Below are 15,744 nucleotides of genomic sequence, written 5' to 3'. Positions count from 1 at the left end.
ACAGGTGTCGAGCAGCAATCCGCTGCGTGACCCCGCGGACCGACGGCTCCCGCGTATCGCGGGGCCGTCGGGCCTGGTCATTTTCGGCGTCACGGGCGACCTCTCCCGCAAGAAGCTGATGCCGGCCGTGTACGACCTCGCCAACCGGGGTCTGCTCCCGCCGGGCTTCTCGCTGGTCGGCTTCGCCCGCCGCGAGTGGGCGCACGAGGACTTCGCGCAGGAGGTGCACGACGCGGTCAAGGAACACGCGCGCACGCCCTTCCGCGAGGAGGTCTGGCAGCAGCTCATCCAGGGCATGCGGTTCGTGCAGGGCACGTTCGACGACGACGACGCCTTCGAGCGGCTGCGCTCCACGATCGAGGAGCTGGACAAGGCGCAGGGCACGGGCGGGAACTTCGCGTTCTACCTCTCGGTGCCGCCGAAGTCCTTCCCCGTGGTGATCCAGCAGCTGAAGAAGCACCAGCTGGCCGACCAGAGGGGCGGTTCCTGGCGGCGCGCGGTCATCGAGAAGCCGTTCGGCCACAACCTGGAGTCGGCCGAGGAGCTCAACAAGGTCGTCCACGAGGTCTTCGCCCCGGACCAGGTCTTCCGCATCGACCACTACCTGGGCAAGGAGACCGTCCAGAACATCCTGGCGCTGCGCTTCGCCAACACGATGTTCGAGCCGATCTGGAACCGGTCCTTCGTGGACCACGTGCAGATCACCATGGCCGAGGACATCGGCATCGGCGGCCGGGCCGGCTACTACGACGGCATCGGCGCCGCCCGCGACGTGATCCAGAACCACCTGCTCCAGCTGATGGCGCTCACCGCGATGGAGGAGCCCGCCTCCTTCGACGCGGACGCGCTGGCCGCGGAGAAGACCAAGGTGCTCGGGGCCGTGCGGCTGCCGCAGGACCTGGGCCGCGACACCGTGCGCGCCCAGTACGCGGCCGGCTGGCAGGGCGGCACCAAGGTGCGCGGCTACCTGGAGGAGGACGGCATCAACGCCTCCTCGAAGACCGACACCTATGCCGCGATCAAGCTGGAGATCGACAACCGCCGCTGGGCGGGCGTCCCCTTCTACCTGCGTACGGGCAAGCGGCTCGGCCGCCGGGTGACGGAGATCGCGGTCGTCTTCCAGCGGGCACCGCACTCCCCGTTCGACTCGACGGCCACCGAGGAGCTCGGCTCCAACGCCATCGTCATCCGCGTCCAGCCGGACGAGGGCGTCACGGTCCGCTTCGGCTCGAAGGTGCCGGGCACCTCCATGGAGATCCGGGACGTGTCGATGGACTTCGCCTACGGCGAGTCCTTCACGGAGTCCAGCCCGGAGGCGTACGAGCGTCTCATCCTGGACGTCCTGCTGGGTGACTCGAACCTCTTCCCGCGCACCGAGGAGGTCGAGCTGTCCTGGAAGATCCTCGACCCGATCGAGGAGTACTGGGACACGAACGGCAAGCCCGCCCAGTACCCGGCCGGTACCTGGGGCCCGGCCGAGGCGGACGACATGCTCGAGCGACACGGACGGAGCTGGCGCCGGCCATGAAGATAGACCTGACCGACACCACGGCCAGCAAGATCAACAAGGCGCTGGTGCAGGGCCGCCGGGCGATCGGCACCCCGGCGGTCGGCATGGTGCTCACGCTGGTCATCGTGACGGACGAGGAGAACGCCTACGACGCGCTGAAGGCCGCGAGCGACGCCTCGCGCGAGCACCCCTCGCGCACGCTCGTCGTCATCAAGCGCGTCTCGCGCTCCCCCCGCGACCGCACGCAGTCCCGTCTCGACGCGGAGGTCCGGGTCGGCGCGGAGGCCGGCACCGGCGAGACCGTGATCCTGCGGCTGTACGGCGAGGTCGTGGACCACGCCCAGTCGGTGGTGCTGCCGCTGCTGCTGCCGGACGCCCCGGTGGTGGTCTGGTGGCCGGTGAACGCTCCGCTCGACCCGGCGAAGGACCCCCTGGGGGCCCTCGGGCAGCGCCGCGTCACCGACACCTACGCCTCCGAGCAGCCGGTGCGCGACCTGGCCACCCGGGCGGGGGCCTACACCCCCGGTGACACGGACCTGTCCTGGACGCGCATCACGCCCTGGCGCTCGATGCTGGCGGCGGCGCTCGACCAGATCACCTGCGAGGTGAAGGCCGTCGAGGTGGAGGGCGAGGAGTTCAACCCGAGCTGCGAGCTGCTGGCGATGTGGCTCGCGGACCGGCTGGACGTCCCCGTGAAGCGCTCCCGGTCCGGCGGCCCCGGTCTGACGGCGGTCCGCATGGACACCGACTGCGGCCCGATCCAGCTGGACCGGGCCGACGGCTCCCTGGCCACGCTCACCATCGAGGGCCAGCCGCCCCGCGCGGTGGCGCTCAAGCGCCGGGAGACGGCCGAGCTGATCGCGGAGGAACTGCGGCGGCTCGACCCGGACGACACCTACGCCTCGGCGCTGCGCTACGGGGTGGACCGGCTGACGGGTTCCGGGACGGCGACCGACGCGCAGGAGCAGGCGGTGGCCAAAGGAGAACAGGGGTCCGGCGGTGAGCCCACAAGCGGCGGCGGAGGGGACCGGCTCGGTGTCCCCACCCCGGTCGAGGAGGCTGCGAAAGCTCCTGCCGCGCAGGCGACGGCGCAGGCGCCGGTGAAGCAGCAGCCGCCCACGCCGGAACCGGTGCGGAAGGGGGACCCGACGTGAGCACGACACCCCAGCTGGTCGTCCACCGCGACAAGGAGCTGATGGCGCAGGCCGCGGCGGCGCGGCTGATCACCCGGATCGTGGACGCGCAGTCCTCCCGGGGCTCGGCGTCCGTGGTCCTCACGGGCGGCCGCAACGGCAACGGCCTGCTGGCCGCGCTGGCGGCCGCACCGGCGCGGGACGCGGTCGACTGGTCCCGGCTGGACCTGTGGTGGGGCGACGAGCGCTTCCTGCCCGAGGGCGACCCGGAGCGCAACGTCACCCAGGCTCGTCAGGCACTGCTCGACGCGGTGCCGCTCGATCCGAAGCGCGTGCACGCGATGCCCGCCTCGGACGGGCCGCACGGCGACGACGTGGAGGCGGCGGCGGCCGCGTACGCGCAGGAGCTGGCAGCGGCGGCGGGGCCCGAGGACCACGGTCCCGTGCCGGCGTTCGACGTGCTGATGCTGGGCGTCGGCCCGGACACGCACGTGGCGTCGCTGTTCCCCGAGCTGCCCGCGGTGCGTGAGACGGACCGCACGGTCGTCGGCGTCCACGGCGCGCCCAAGCCCCCGCCGACCCGGGTGACGCTGACCCTGCCGGCGATCCGCGCGGCCCGCGAGGTGTGGCTCCTGGCGGCCGGTGAGGACAAGGCGTCAGCGGCGGCGATCGCGCTGTCCGGCGCGGGCGAGATCCAGGCCCCGGCGGCGGGTGCGTACGGCCGCAGCCGCACCCTGTGGCTCCTGGACGCCGCGGCGGCTTCCCAGCTGCCGCGCTCGCTGTACCCGCCGGCTTCGGCGTAGCCCTTCGCCCACCCGTCACCGACGTCAGGACGGTGGCGGGTGGGCGAAAGCGTGTCGCGCGGCGGCTACTTGACCGAGCCCGCCATCACGCCCTGGACGAAGTGCTTCTGGAAGGCGAAGAAGACGACGACCGGGACGATCAGGGACAGGAACGCGCCCGGGGCAAGGACGTCGATGTTGCTGCCGAACTGGCGTATCTGGGACTGCAGTTCCACGGTCAGCGGCTGGGACGCGCTGTCGGCGAAGAGCAACGCCACGAGCATGTCGTTCCACACCCACAGGAACTGGAAGATGGCCAGCGAGGCGATCGCCGGGCGGCCGACGGGCAGGACCAGGCGCGTGAAGATGCGCCACTCGCTGCCGCCGTCCATCCGCGCGGCCTCCAGCATCTCCTTCGGCATCTCGGCGAAGTAGTTGCGCAGCAGGAACACCGCGAAGGGCAGTCCGTACGCCACGTGGAAGAGGACGACTCCGGGGATCGTGCCGAACAGGCCCAGCTGACCGAAGAGTTTGGCGACCGGCAGCAGGCCGATCTGGACGGGCACCACCAGCAGCGCCACCACGACCAGGAACACCGGCTCCCGGCCGGGGAAGTCCAGCCAGGCGAAGGCGTATCCGGCCAGGGCCGCGACGACCACGACCAGCACCGTCGTCGGCACCGAGATCAGCACCGTGTTCCAGAAGGCCTGGGTGATGCCCGCGTTCTGCAGCAGCGAGGAGTAGTTGTCGAAGGACAGCTGCCCGGGGGTGGAGAACACCGTCCACCAGCCGCCCTTCGCCGTGTCCTCGGAGGACCGCAGCGAGGACAGGAACAGCCCGGCCAGCGGAGTCATCCAGACCAGGCCGACCAGCACGAGGAAGGCCTGGACGACGCCGTTGCCCAGGGAGCGCCGTACCGCGTTCATCGCTGACTCCTTCGGAAGCGGCGGACGTTGAAGACCATGGCCGGGACGACCAGCAGCAGGAGCAGGACGCCGAGCGCGCTGCCGAGGCCCTGGTTGTTGCCGCCGCCGAACGACACCAGCCACATCTGCGTCGCCAGGACGGTCGCGTCCTCCTGCACGGGTCCGGGCGCGATGATGTACACGAGGTCGAACACCTTCATCACGTTGATCACGAGCGTGATGAAGACGACCGTGAGGACCGGGGCGAGCAGCGGGACCGTGATGCGGCGGAAGATCTGCCACTCGCTCGCGCCGTCCATGCGCGCCGCCTCCAGCGCGTCCCGGGGCAGTGTCGACAGACCCGCGCCGATCAGGACCATCGCGAAGCCGGTCCAGATCCACAGGTAGGCGCCGATGATCGCCGGGGTGACCAGCGCCGGTCCCAGCCAGGAGACGCCCTCGTAGGGCGGGGCGAAGTTCGACGACGGCAGCGTCACCGTGTACGAGCCCGGTTCGAGCCCTTCGAAGCGGAAGGAGCCGTCGGAGGCGGTGGTGGCCGTGGCGACGGTCCCGCCGCCGCGGACCGCCTCGACCTTCATCTGCGGCAGTCCGCTCTCCCGCGCGTCGACCCTGCCCTGCTCCCCTCCCCCGCCGGGGGTGAAGTCCAGGTAGACGACGCCCCGCAGTTCGTCCGCGGCGGCCTTCTGCCCCGCCGCCCCGGACGCGGGCCGCGCGTCGCCGGGCAGGTCCGCGGGCCGGACGCCGACCAGGCCGAGCGTCACCGCGTCCCCGGGCGAGACGGACGCGCTCGTGCGGTACGAGCCGTCCTTCTCCTTGGTCAGGCCCTGCCCGTCGCGGGCCCGGGCCGTCGGGTAGGTGGACTGGTCCTGGAAGGCGTCGTGGACGGAGACGACCGCCGCGTTCAGCACGCCCTTGTCCGGGTCCTCGTCGTAGGCGAGGCGGAAGATGATGCCGGCGGCGAGGAAGGAGACCGCCATCGGCATGAACAGCAGCAGTTTGAACGCCGTGGCCCAGCGGACCTTCTCGACCAGGACGGCGAGGATCAGCCCGAGCCCGGTGAGCAGCGCCGGGGCCACGACGACCCAGATGGCCGTGTTGCGCACGGCCTTGAGGGTCGCGGGGTCGCGGAACATCTCGGTGTAGTTGTCGCCGCCGACGAAGTTCGTCCCGGAGGCGTCGAAGAAGCTGCGGCCGATGCTGAACAGCACGGGGTAGACGACGAGCGCCCCGAGCAGCAGCAGTGCGGGCAGCACGAACAGCAGGGCGACGGTCTTGCCGCGCCGCCGCAGGCGCCGGGTGCGGTCGGCGACCGGGGTCGGCGGCGGGGAACTCGTCTCGTTCACGAGGGTCGCGGTCACGGCGTATCAGTCCTGGTACGCCTTGGCCGCCGCGGCCTCCAGCTTCGCCGCGGTGCCCTTGGAGTCGGACGGGTCGCGCAGGAAGTCCTGCAGCAGCTTCCACTCACCGGTGCCCTTCGTGCCGCCGAAGGCCGCGGGGGCCTGGTCGGACATGTCGAAGCGGACCGAGTCGCCGGCCTCGACGAGGGACTCGGCGGTGGCGCGGGTGACGTCGTCGCCGTAGGAGGCGAGGTCGAGCTTCTTGTTCGGGGAGAGGAAGCCGCCGGCCTCGGCCCACACCGCGGACGCCTCCGGGGTGGCCAGGTACTCCAGGAGGGCCTGGGCGGCCTTCTGGTTCTTGCCGTCCTTCAGGACGACGGCCGCGTCACCGCCGCTGACGACCGGGGCCTTGCCGCCGCCGACCGCCGGGAAGGGGAAGAAGTTCGCGTCCTCTCCGACCTTCCTGCCGAACTGGTCCTTGGCGACACCGGCGACGAAGTCGCCCTCGTAGACCATGCCGGCCTCGGGCTCGGGCCCGAACACCTTCTCCACCGAGCCGGGGAAGTCGGTGTTCAGCGCGCCCTTCTGGCCGCCGGCGATGAGCTGCTTGTCCTTGAACAGCTTGCCGAGGGTGGTGAGGGCGTCGACGACGGAGGAGTCGGTCCACTTCAGTTCGTGCGCGGCGAGCGCGTCGTACTTCTCGGGTCCGGCCTGCGAGAGGTAGATGTTCTCGAACCAGTCGGTGAGGGTCCAGCCGTCCTGCCCGGCGACGGAGAACGCGGCGAGGCCGGAGTCGGAGACGGTCTGCCCCGCCTTCAGCATCTCGTCGTAGGTCTTCGGGGGCTTCACACCGGCCTGGTCGAGGGCGTCGGGGCTGTACCAGACGGTCGACTTGTGGGCGGCCTTGAAGTACAGGCCGTACAGCTTGCCGTCGACGCTGCCGTAGTCCTTCCACACCGGGGCGTAGCCCGCGTCGACGGACTGCTCGGTCTTCTTCGACAGCGGCTTCAGCCAGCCCTTCTGCGCGAACTGCTTGAGCACGCCGACCTGCGGGACCATCACGACGTCGGGGGCGTTGCCGCCCTCGATCTTGCTGCCGACGACGGTGGAGACGTTGTCACCGGTGGAGGTGAACTGCGTCTTGGCGCCGGTCTTCTCGGTGAAGGCGTCCAGCACCTTCTGGAAGTTCTTCTGCTCGGTGCCGGACCAGACGCCGGCCACGGTGACGGTCTGGCCGTCGAGCGCCTTGTCCCCGCCGCCGGCCGAGACGGGCCCGCCGCCGCAGGCGGTGGCGCCGAGCGCCAGCACGAGGGCGGTGCAGCCGGTGAGCAGGGTGGTACGTCGCATCATCGTCGATGTCCCTTCGGAGGGTTCGCTTGCGGGGAGTTCGCTCGCGCGGATGTTGCTTACGCGGGTGTCGCTTGCGGGGTGTCGGTTGCGGGGTGTCGTTCGCGGGGTGGTCAGGTACGGATCCACCAGGCGGCCGTCGAGCCGGAGAGGACTCCGGGCGGGCAGGAGCCGCTGGCGAGCAGGGGGGTGCCGGGTACCGGCGCGGGGGTCGGGGCGGTGCCGAAGTTGACGGCGCAGACCAGATCGCCGCGTTCGAAGGCGAGGACGCCGGGCGGGGAGTCCAGCCAGCGCAGGGTGCCCTCGCCCAACTGCGGCAGAGCGGAACGCAGTTGCAGTCCGTCGCGATACAGGTGCCAGAAGGAGCGGGTGTCGGCGAGGGCCCGGTCGGTGGCGTACTCGGCGAAGTACTCCGGCTGCGGCAGCCACGGCTTGGCGCTCTCGGCGCCGGGGGTGAAGCCGAACGGCGAGGCCTGCCCCGACCAGGGCAGCGGCACGCGGCAGCCGTCGCGGATGCGGGCCCTGCTGCCGGTGCGGCGGAAGATCGGGTCGGTGAGCACGTCGTCCGGCAGGTCCACGACCTCCGGCAGTCCGAGCTCCTCGCCCTGGTAGATGTACGCGGCGCCGGGCAGGGCCAGCATCAGCAGGGCGGCGGCGCGGGCACGGGCGGCGCCGAGGCCGCTGCCTTCGGTGGCGGGTTCGCCGTAGCGGGTGACCGTGCGGACCTGGTCGTGGTTGTTGAGGACCCAGGTGACCGTCGAGCCGGTGCCCGCGATGTCGTGCATGGCCTCGGAGATGACCTTGCGGAAGGCGTCCGGGTCCCAGGGCGCGCTGAGCAGGTCGAAGAAGAAGGCCTGGTGGAGTTCGTCGGGCCGCACGTAGCGGGCGTGTTCGCGTGCGGTCGGGACGGAGACCTCGCCGACGAGGAGGCGTTCGGTGCCGTCGCGCCGGGTGTACTCCTCGCATATGGAGCGCCAGCGGCGCCATACGTCGTGCACCTCGGGCTGGTTCCAGGCGAGGGGGTTGACCGAGTCGCGGGTGCGGGCGTCGGCCTCCGGGTCGTCGGAGTCGGGCAGTTCGGGGTGCTTGAACAGGCCGGCGGCGACGTCGATGCGGAAGCCGTCGATGCCCCGGTCGAGCCAGAAGCGCAGGATCCGCTCGAACTCGGCGGCGATCTCCGGGTTGCGCCAGTTCCAGTCGGGCTGCTCGGGCGCGAACATGTGCAGGTACCACTGTCCGGGCCGGCCGTCGGGCTCGGTCACCCGGGTCCAGGCGGGGCCGCCGAACATGGAGTGCCAGTTGTTGGGCGGCTGGGACCCGTCGGGGCCGCGGCCGTCGGCGAAGTGGAAGCGGGCCCGGGCGGGGCTGCCGGGCGGGGCCGTGAGCGCCTCGCGGAACCAGGGGTGCTCGCTGGAGCAGTGGTTCGGGACGATGTCGAGCAGCACCTTGACGTTCAGCCGGTGCGCGGAGCCGACCAGCAGGTCGAACTCGCCGAGGTCCCCGAAGACCGGGTCGACGTCGCAGTAGTCGGCCACGTCGTAGCCGTGGTCGTGCTGCGGCGAGGGATAGAAGGGGCTCAGCCAGATCCCGTCGACGCCGAGCTTCTTCAGGTAGGGCAGTCCCGCGCGGACGCCGGCGAGGTCGCCGACGCCGTCGCCGGTGCTGTCCAGGAAGCTGCGGACGTAGACCTGGTAGATCACTGCGTCACGCCACCAGTGGTGCCTGTTCAACCCATCGACCTGTCTCTGTGAGGGCAGCGGTTATGCATGCATGTTAAGTAGGCGTGTCGAGAGGGTGTCAATGAAAAGGCAGAAGCTACTGGGCAGTTGATGTGGGGCAGAAGCCTACAAAGAGGGCATCTCGCAGGCAGATGAGACGTCCGCGTTACCTAACAAGTAAGTAGGAGAGGGAGGTCTTGACCGCCGGACCCGGCTAGCGGCGCGAGATGAGGGCGAGTTCGCGCGCCAGCCGGCGCACCGCCGCCTCGGGCGTCTGGTGCCCGGCCATCGCGTCGTGCACGACCGCCTGGACGACCAGGCTGACCTGGTCGTAGCGCGGGCTCTTGGGGCGCGGCTCGGCCGCGATCACGCTCTCGCGCAGGGTCGGCAGGTACGGGAAGCGGCGGATCAGCGCCGGGTCCCGGTAGAGGTCGGCACGGACGGGCGGCAGCGCGCCCCGGGTGAGGACCTGGCGCTGGACCGGTTCACTGGTGAGGTAGGCGATCAGCCGGGCCGCCGAGTCCGGGTGCCGGGCGTGGGCGCTGACGGCCAGGTTGGAGCCGCCCAGGACGCTCGTCCCCGGCCCTTCCCGGCCGGGCAGCGGTACGGCGCCGACCTTCCCGGCCACCTTCGACCCCGGGGCGGAGGCCCCGACGTAGGCGTAGGGCCAGTTGCGCAGGAAGAGCAGCCGGCCGTCCTGGAAGGCCTGCTTGGACTCCTCCTCCTTGTACGACAGGGCCTCGCGCGGGATCCAGCCCTCGCGCACGCCCCGCGCCAGGAACCCGATGCCCGCACGAGCGGCCGCCGAGTCGACGGTGACGCGCTCGCCCTCGTCGCCGAGGATCGAGCCGCCCGCGGAGTAGACCGCCTCCGCCGCGTTGACCGTGAGGCCCTCGTAGGGCAGGAACTGCCCGGCGTATCCGTCCAGCCCGTGCTCGGGGGCGATCGTCTTCGCGTAGCGCTCCAGCTCGGCCCAGGTGCGCGGCGGCTCGACGCCCTCCTTCGCAAGGACGTCCTTGCGGTAGAGGAGCAGGCCCGCGTTGGTGACGTAGGGGACGGCGTAGAGCCGGTCGTCGTAGGTGGCCGTGTCCACGACCGGCGGGAGGAACGTCTTCAGCGGGAACCGGTCGCGCGGCAGGGGTCTGATCCAGCCCGCTGCCGCAAAGTCCGAGGTCCAGTTGACGTCGATGTTGAGCACGTCGAACCGGCTGCGATCGCCGTCGCGCAGGTCGGTGATCATCTGCGCCTGGGTCTCGTCGGCCGAGTCGGGCAGTTCGACGAGGGTGACCTTCTCGCCGGGATGGGCGCGGTTCCAGCCCTCCAGCAGAGGGCCGAGGTAGCCGGTGAGGTCCCCGGCGGTGGCGAGGGTGAGCGGCCCGCGGCCGTCCCGGGAGGGTTCACCGGCCTGCGCTCCGGCGGCGACGTAACCGGTCAGGACCACGACCAGAACGAGGAGGCCCCTACCGGCGGCGTGGATCCACCGCATAGGTTCCTCCCTGTACACCGGCGACGGGCACCCTTGCCCGGAATCCGAGGCCATGTATACCTGTTAGGTATGGGCGATACTAGGGCCTGGAGCACATTGGACCGGACAGGAGGACTGCACGCGTGCGCCTGCCCCTCCTGGCTCTCCTCGCCCGCGGACCCGCCCACGGCTACGAGCTCAAGCAGGACCTTGAGCAACTGCTGGGCTCCGCGTACCCTCAGCCGAACGTCGGCCAGGTCTATGTGACCCTCGGCCGCCTCGAGAAGTCGGGACTGATCGAGGGCGAGGACGTGGCACAGTCCAGCCGGCCCAACAAGAAGGTCTACCACCTCACCGAGGCCGGGCGGGAGGCGCTGCGCGCCTGGTTCGAGGAGCCCGAGGACGAGCCGCGGGTGCGGGACGAGTTCTTCATGAAGCTGGCGCTCGCACCGCAGACCGGTCTCGCCGACCAGGTGGCCCTGATCAACCAGCAGCGGCGCCAGTACCTGAACACCATGCGGCAGCTGTCGAGGCTGGCCGCCGCCGAAGACCGCGACAACCGCATCGCCCATCTGCTGATCGAGGGCGCGATGCTGCACCTGCAGGCCGACCTCGACTGGCTGGAGCGGTGCCAGGAAGAGCTGGAGGAGCTGGAGTGAGCGACGACCGTCCCGCTCCTGTGCTGCGCGCCGAGGGCCTGGTGAAGACGCACCACGGCGAGGGCGCGCCCGCCCGTGCCGTGCGCGGGGTCGACCTGAGCGTGCGGCGGGGTGAGTTCGTGGCGATCACCGGCCCGTCCGGCGCCGGCAAGTCGACGCTGCTGCATCTGCTCGGCGGGCTCCAGCGGCCGGACGCGGGGCGCATCTGGCTCGACGGCGAGTCCACCGAGACCTACAGCGAGGCCCGCTGGGCCGTCGAGCGCCGCAAGCGCATCGGGATCGTCTTCCAGTTCTTCAACCTGGTGTCCAACCTGTCCGTCGCCGACAACGTGGAGCTGCCCGCCCTGCTCGCCGGGACGTCGCCGAAGCAGGCGCGCGCCGAGCGGGAGGCGCTGCTGGCCGAGCTGGGCCTGACCGGCAAGGAGCGCGGCATGCCGGGCGAACTGTCCGGCGGTGAGCAGCAGCGCGTGGCCCTGGCCCGGGCGCTGGTCAACCATCCCCCGCTGCTGCTGGCCGACGAGCCCGCGGGCAGCCTGGACAGCAAGGGCACCCGCGAGGTGATGCGCCTGCTGTCCCGCTTCCACCAGCGCGGCCAGACGATCCTGCTGGTCACGCACGACGCACGGCTGGCGAGCGCGGCGGACCGGGTGATCAGCTTCTTCGACGGCCGGATCGCCGACGACGCGGAACTCGACGGCGGCGCCACCCCGCCGCGCCGCTCCGGGATATCCGGTGTGCTGGAGCTCCGGGACTGACATGCGCGGGTACGACACACCCCGGAAGGGCTGACCCGTATGCGAGCCACCCTGCGCTGGGCCCACTCCGATCTGCGCACGCACCGCGGCGAGGCGCTGTTCCTCGTCCTCGCCACCGCGGGCATCGTCGCCTCCCTGCTGCTGGCCACCGCCCTGTTCGGGTACGCGACCAACCCCTGGCAGCGCGTCTTCACGCAGTCGCACGGCGCGCACGTGTGGCTGCACACCGACTCCTCCGCCGACGCGGGCAGACTGGCCGCGCTGGACGGTGTCGACGAGGTCGCCGGACCGTATCCCACCGCGGCCACCACCGTCTCCGCCCGCGGCAGCCGTGCCTCGGTCGAACTGCGCTCCACCGCGCACGGCCCGGCCGTCGGCCGCCCGCCGCTCGTCTCCGGGCACTGGCTCGACCCCGCGACGCCCGACGGCGTGGTGCTGGAGAGCCGCCTGGCCCGGGCGCTGCTGGTCCAGCCCGGCGACACCCTGGAGGTGCCCGGCACCGCCCGCCGGCTGACCGTCGTGGGCCTCGCCGACAGCGCCGAGCCGCGCTACCGGCCCGGTGAGCAGCCGGGGCTGGTGTGGGCGCTGCCGGCGGCGGTGCCGGATCCCGGGGGCCAGGTCGTCGGGTTGCGGCTGACCGACCCGGGCGACACGTCCTACGTCGTGCAGCGGGCCGTGACCGTGCTGGGGGCGGGCGCGATCGGCGAGGTCTCCACCTGGCAGCAGGCCCGCGCCGAGGCCCAGGGGGACAACCGGCTCCTCGGGCAGGTGCTCGGGCTGTTCGGGCTGGGCGCGCTGGTCGCCGCCGGCCTCGCCGTGCACGGCGCGATCAGCACCCGTATCCGGGGTCATCTGCGGGACCTGTCGGTGCTGAAGGCGATCGGCTTCACGCCCGGCCAGGTCGTACGCGTCTTCCTCCTGCAGCACCTCGCCTACGCCCTGCTCGGCGCGGTGTCGGCCGCCGCCCTGGCCGAGGCCCTGGGCAGCCGGATCCCGGGGCGGCTCGGGGACGCGGTCGGGGTGTGGCAGGGACTGCCCGGGCACACGGTGGCGCTGCTCGTGGTCCCGGCCGGGGCGGTGCTGTTCATCGGTGCGACCACCGGGCTCGCCGCCTGGCGGGCCGGGCGGGTGCCGCCGGTGCCGGTGCCCCGGCCCGCCGCGACCCCGGGCGGGCGGTTGTCCGGCGTGGCCCGCCGGGCGCTCGGCGTGCGGGTGCCGCCCGCGCTCGTCCTGGGCTGGCACAAGGCGTTCCCGCGCCGCCCCCGCTCGCTGGCCACGGTCGCCCGCCTGACGCTGCCGCTGCTGCTGATCGTGGTGGCGGTGAGCGCGTGGACCACCCTCGACCGCTTCCACAGCCGCCCCGAGCAAGTCGGTCTGCCCACCACGCTGAGCGTCCGCGCCGACCCCGGACGGGACGAGCGGGGCGTCCGCGCGCTCCTGGAGGACGACCCGCAGGTCGCCGCCGCCTACCCCGGCGTCGAGACGGCCGCCCTCGTACCGGGCCAGACCGCGACCATCGCCCTGCGCGGCCTCGGCACCCGCGCCGAGCCCTACCCGTACAGCCTCGCCGAGGGCCGTCCCGCCCGCGGCGCCGACGAGGCCGTGGCCGGGCAGGGGCTGCTCGACCTGCTGGACGTGCGCGTCGGGGACTGGGTGCGCATGACCGTCGGGGACCAGCCGCAGATCCTGCACATCGTGGGCCGCAGCATCGAACCGGAGAACGCCGGCCGGGTGATCTCCACGTCGCTCGACACCCTCCGCGCCAACGACCCCGGGCTCCGCCCCACCCTCTACGAACTGCGGCTGAAGCCCGGCGCCGACCCCGCGCAGGTCGCCGAGCGGCTCGCCTCGGCCGGGCAGGGGCGGCTCGACGTGCACACCGTGACCAACCCGGCCGACGGGCTCTCCCCGCTGCGCGCGGTGGTCGCCGGGCTGATCGCCGTCCTCGCCCTGATCGGGCTGATCGAGCTGCTCACCGCGATCGGCGGCACCGTCCGCGAGGGGGAACGGGACCTGCTGGCGCTGAAGGCCGTCGGCCTGTCCCCCCGGCAGATCACGGCGGTCACCGTCACGGCCACCGGCCTCACCGCCCTGGTGGCCGTGCTCGCCGCCACCGCCCTGGGTCTGCCCCTCGCCCGGTGGCTGATCGACGCCCAGGGCAGGTCGAGCGGCATCGGCGCGGGCATCGCGCAGGGCCCCTCGGCGCTCCTCGTGGTGCTGCTCGGGGCCGGGGCGGTGCTCTGCGCGGCCGCCCTGGCCGCCGTCCCCGCCGCCCGGTCGGCCCGCCGCCGCCTCGCCGACACCCTGAGTGCCGTGGCCTGACGCCCGTCCTGACACCTGGGCGAGGGCGCTGCGGCGGGAAGCGGACGGCGCCTGCCGCCCGCTCCCCGTCCGTCCCGCTGCCTCTTACCGCGGGCGACCCGTCACCGTCACCGACGGCCGCGCAACTCCCGGTACGTGGCCACCAGTGCGGCCGTGGACGGGTCGAGACCGGGGACGTCCGCGCCCTCGGTCAGGGCGGGCTCGACGCGCTTGGCGAGGACCTTGCCGAGCTCGACGCCCCACTGGTCGAAGGAGTCGATGTTCCACACCGCACCCTGCACGAACACCTTGTGCTCGTAGAGCGCGACCAGCTGCCCCAGCACGGACGGGGTCAGCTCGGTGGCCAGGATCGTGGTGGTGGGACGGCCGCCCCGGAACGTCTTGTGCGCCACCAGCTCCTCGGGCACGCCCTCCGCGCGCACCTCCTCGGGCGTCTTGCCGAAGGCCAGTGCCTGCGTCTGGGCGAAGAAGTTGGCCATCAGCAGGTCGTGCTGGGCCTTCAGCTCGCCGCTCAGCTCGGCGACCGGCCGGGCGAAGCCGATGAAGTCGGCCGGGACGAGCTTGGTGCCCTGGTGGATCAACTGGTAGTAGGCGTGCTGGCCGTTGGTGCCGGGTGTGCCCCACACCACCGGGCCCGTCTGCCACTGCACCGGGTTGCCCTCACGGTCCACCGACTTGCCGTTGGACTCCATGTCGAGCTGCTGCAGGTAGGCGGTGAACTTCGACAGGTAGTGGCTGTAGGGCAGCACGGCGTGCGACTGGGCGTCGTGGAAGTTGCCGTACCAGACACCCAGCAGGCCCATGATCAACGGGGCGTTGGCCTCGGCCGGGGCGTTGCGGAAATGCTCGTCGACGATGCGGAAACCGTCGAGCATCTCCCGGAACCGGTCCGGGCCGACCGCGATCATCAACGACAGGCCGATCGCGGAGTCGTAGGAGTAGCGGCCGCCCACCCAGTCCCAGAACTCGAACATGTTGTCCGGGTCGATACCGAAACCGGCGACCTTCTCCCCGTTGGTGGACAGGGCGACGAAGTGCCGGGCCACCGCCTTGTCGTCGCCCAGCCCGGCCAGCAGCCAGGAACGGGCCGAGGTCGCGTTGGTGATCGTCTCGATCGTGGTGAACGTCTTCGACGCCACGATGAACAACGTCTCCGCCGGATCCAGGTCGCGCACGGCCTCGTGCAGGTCGCAGCCGTCCACGTTCGACACGAAACGCACCGTCAACTCACGGTCGGTGAACGCGCGCAGCGCCTCATACGCCATCGCGGGGCCGAGATCGGAGCCGCCGATGCCGATGTTGACGACGTTGCGGATCCGCCGGCCGGTGTGCCCGGTCCACTCCCCCGAGCGCACCCGCTCGGCGAAGGCGGCCATCTTGTCGAGCACGGCGTGCACACCCGGCACCACGTTCTCGCCGTCGACCTCGATCACCGCGTCCCGCGCAGCGCGCAACGCCGTGTGCAGCACGGCCCGGTTCTCCGTGGTGTTGATCCGCTCACCGCGGAACATGGCGTCCCGCAACCCGAACACGTCCGTCGCCACGGCCAGTTCCCGCAGCAGCCGCAGGGTGTCGTCGGTGATCAGGTGCTTGGAGTAGTCGATGTACAGGTCGCCCACCCGCAGGGTGTAGGCGCTGCCGCGGCCGGAGTCGGCGGCGAACAGCTCGCGCAGCCCCACGCCGGTGAGCTCCTCGCGGTGCTTGGCCAGTGCGGTCCACTCGGGTGTCTGGTTGAGCCTGGTACGGCCGTCTGCGTTCATCCCGGTCTTCAGCCTTCTTTCCTGTCCTGC

Annotated in this window: 12 protein-coding genes; 6 read left to right on the top strand and 6 right to left on the bottom strand. The window is 71.9% G+C overall.

What is annotated here, in order from left to right:
• Positions 1–4 precede the first annotated feature (4 nt).
• From zwf to pgl, 3 genes are read left to right on the top strand one after another with little or no spacing between them, the layout of a single operon-like run.
• Entirely contained in the window at positions 5–1,528 is a 1,524-nt protein-coding gene (gene zwf / locus ACZ4M5_RS25185) for a glucose-6-phosphate dehydrogenase (protein ID WP_467740088.1), read from the top strand.
• Positions 1,525–2,664 (top strand): glucose-6-phosphate dehydrogenase assembly protein OpcA, encoded by a 1,140-nt coding sequence (gene opcA / locus ACZ4M5_RS25180; RefSeq protein WP_467740087.1) that lies wholly within the window; start codon positions 1,525–1,527, stop codon positions 2,662–2,664. Before zwf ends, opcA begins: the two co-directional genes overlap by 4 nt.
• Positions 2,661–3,446 carry a 6-phosphogluconolactonase gene (pgl, locus tag ACZ4M5_RS25175; protein WP_467740086.1) on the top strand — a complete coding sequence of 262 codons (786 nt, stop codon included), beginning with the start codon at positions 2,661–2,663 and terminating at the stop codon, positions 3,444–3,446. The genes opcA and pgl overlap by 4 nt, the downstream gene beginning before the upstream one ends.
• Before the next feature lie 65 nt (positions 3,447–3,511).
• Here pgl and ACZ4M5_RS25170 read toward each other — a convergent pair whose 3' ends face one another.
• The 5 genes from ACZ4M5_RS25170 to ACZ4M5_RS25150 all read right to left on the bottom strand — a co-directional run bounded on the left by ACZ4M5_RS25170 (position 3,512) and on the right by ACZ4M5_RS25150 (position 10,239).
• Positions 3,512–4,351, bottom strand: coding sequence for a carbohydrate ABC transporter permease (locus tag ACZ4M5_RS25170; RefSeq protein WP_467740085.1), 840 nt, complete (start codon positions 4,349–4,351; stop codon positions 3,512–3,514).
• Positions 4,348–5,709: an ABC transporter permease subunit gene (locus ACZ4M5_RS25165; RefSeq protein ID WP_467740084.1), complete on the bottom strand. Its 1,362-nt coding sequence runs from the start codon at positions 5,707–5,709 to the stop codon at positions 4,348–4,350. Before ACZ4M5_RS25165 ends, ACZ4M5_RS25170 begins: the two co-directional genes overlap by 4 nt.
• A 6-nt stretch (positions 5,710–5,715) precedes the next feature.
• Positions 5,716–7,038: an ABC transporter substrate-binding protein gene (locus ACZ4M5_RS25160; RefSeq protein WP_467740083.1), complete on the bottom strand. Its 1,323-nt coding sequence runs from the start codon at positions 7,036–7,038 to the stop codon at positions 5,716–5,718.
• Between the two features lie 110 nt (positions 7,039–7,148).
• Positions 7,149–8,765, bottom strand: coding sequence for a glycoside hydrolase family 13 protein (locus tag ACZ4M5_RS25155; protein WP_467740082.1), 1,617 nt, complete (start codon positions 8,763–8,765; stop codon positions 7,149–7,151).
• Between the two features lie 202 nt (positions 8,766–8,967).
• Entirely contained in the window at positions 8,968–10,239 is a 1,272-nt protein-coding gene (locus ACZ4M5_RS25150) for an ABC transporter substrate-binding protein (RefSeq protein ID WP_467740081.1), read from the bottom strand.
• Positions 10,240–10,361: 122 nt separating this feature from the next.
• Between ACZ4M5_RS25150 and ACZ4M5_RS25145 the strand changes: the two genes are divergently transcribed.
• Genes ACZ4M5_RS25145 through ACZ4M5_RS25135 form a run of 3 tightly spaced genes read left to right on the top strand, consistent with a single transcriptional unit; the run spans position 10,362 to position 13,954 of the window.
• Entirely contained in the window at positions 10,362–10,877 is a 516-nt protein-coding gene (locus ACZ4M5_RS25145) for a PadR family transcriptional regulator (protein ID WP_376331881.1), read from the top strand.
• Positions 10,874–11,632, top strand: coding sequence for an ABC transporter ATP-binding protein (locus ACZ4M5_RS25140; protein WP_467740080.1), 759 nt, complete (start codon positions 10,874–10,876; stop codon positions 11,630–11,632). The genes ACZ4M5_RS25145 and ACZ4M5_RS25140 overlap by 4 nt, the downstream gene beginning before the upstream one ends.
• 39 nt (positions 11,633–11,671) lie before the next feature.
• Positions 11,672–13,954: an ABC transporter permease gene (locus ACZ4M5_RS25135; protein ID WP_467740079.1), complete on the top strand. Its 2,283-nt coding sequence runs from the start codon at positions 11,672–11,674 to the stop codon at positions 13,952–13,954.
• A 107-nt stretch (positions 13,955–14,061) separates the two neighbouring features.
• Here the strand turns inward: ACZ4M5_RS25135 and pgi are convergent, their stop codons facing one another.
• A complete protein-coding gene (gene pgi / locus ACZ4M5_RS25130) occupies positions 14,062–15,714 on the bottom strand; it encodes a glucose-6-phosphate isomerase (RefSeq protein ID WP_467740078.1) in 1,653 nt (550 codons plus the stop codon).
• Positions 15,715–15,744 lie beyond the last annotated feature (30 nt).

The sequence above is a fragment of the Streptomyces sp. NPDC026246 genome (assembly GCF_055567995.1).
Note: the sequence above shows the minus strand (reverse complement) of the source record. Positions and strands in the feature narration are given on the sequence as shown.

Bases quoted from the DNA above. Each gene is read 5' to 3' on its own strand.
- opcA (WP_467740087.1), top strand. From the start codon at position 1,525: ATGAAGATAGACCTGACCGACACCACGGCCAGCAAGATCAACAAGGCG.
- ACZ4M5_RS25170 (WP_467740085.1), bottom strand. From the start codon at position 4,351: ATGAACGCGGTACGGCGCTCCCTGGGCAACGGCGTCGTCCAGGCCTTC.
- ACZ4M5_RS25160 (WP_467740083.1), bottom strand. From the start codon at position 7,038: ATGATGCGACGTACCACCCTGCTCACCGGCTGCACCGCCCTCGTGCTG.
- ACZ4M5_RS25150 (WP_467740081.1), bottom strand. From the start codon at position 10,239: ATGCGGTGGATCCACGCCGCCGGTAGGGGCCTCCTCGTTCTGGTCGTG.
- ACZ4M5_RS25135 (WP_467740079.1), top strand. From the start codon at position 11,672: ATGCGAGCCACCCTGCGCTGGGCCCACTCCGATCTGCGCACGCACCGC.
- pgi (WP_467740078.1), bottom strand. From the start codon at position 15,714: ATGAACGCAGACGGCCGTACCAGGCTCAACCAGACACCCGAGTGGACC.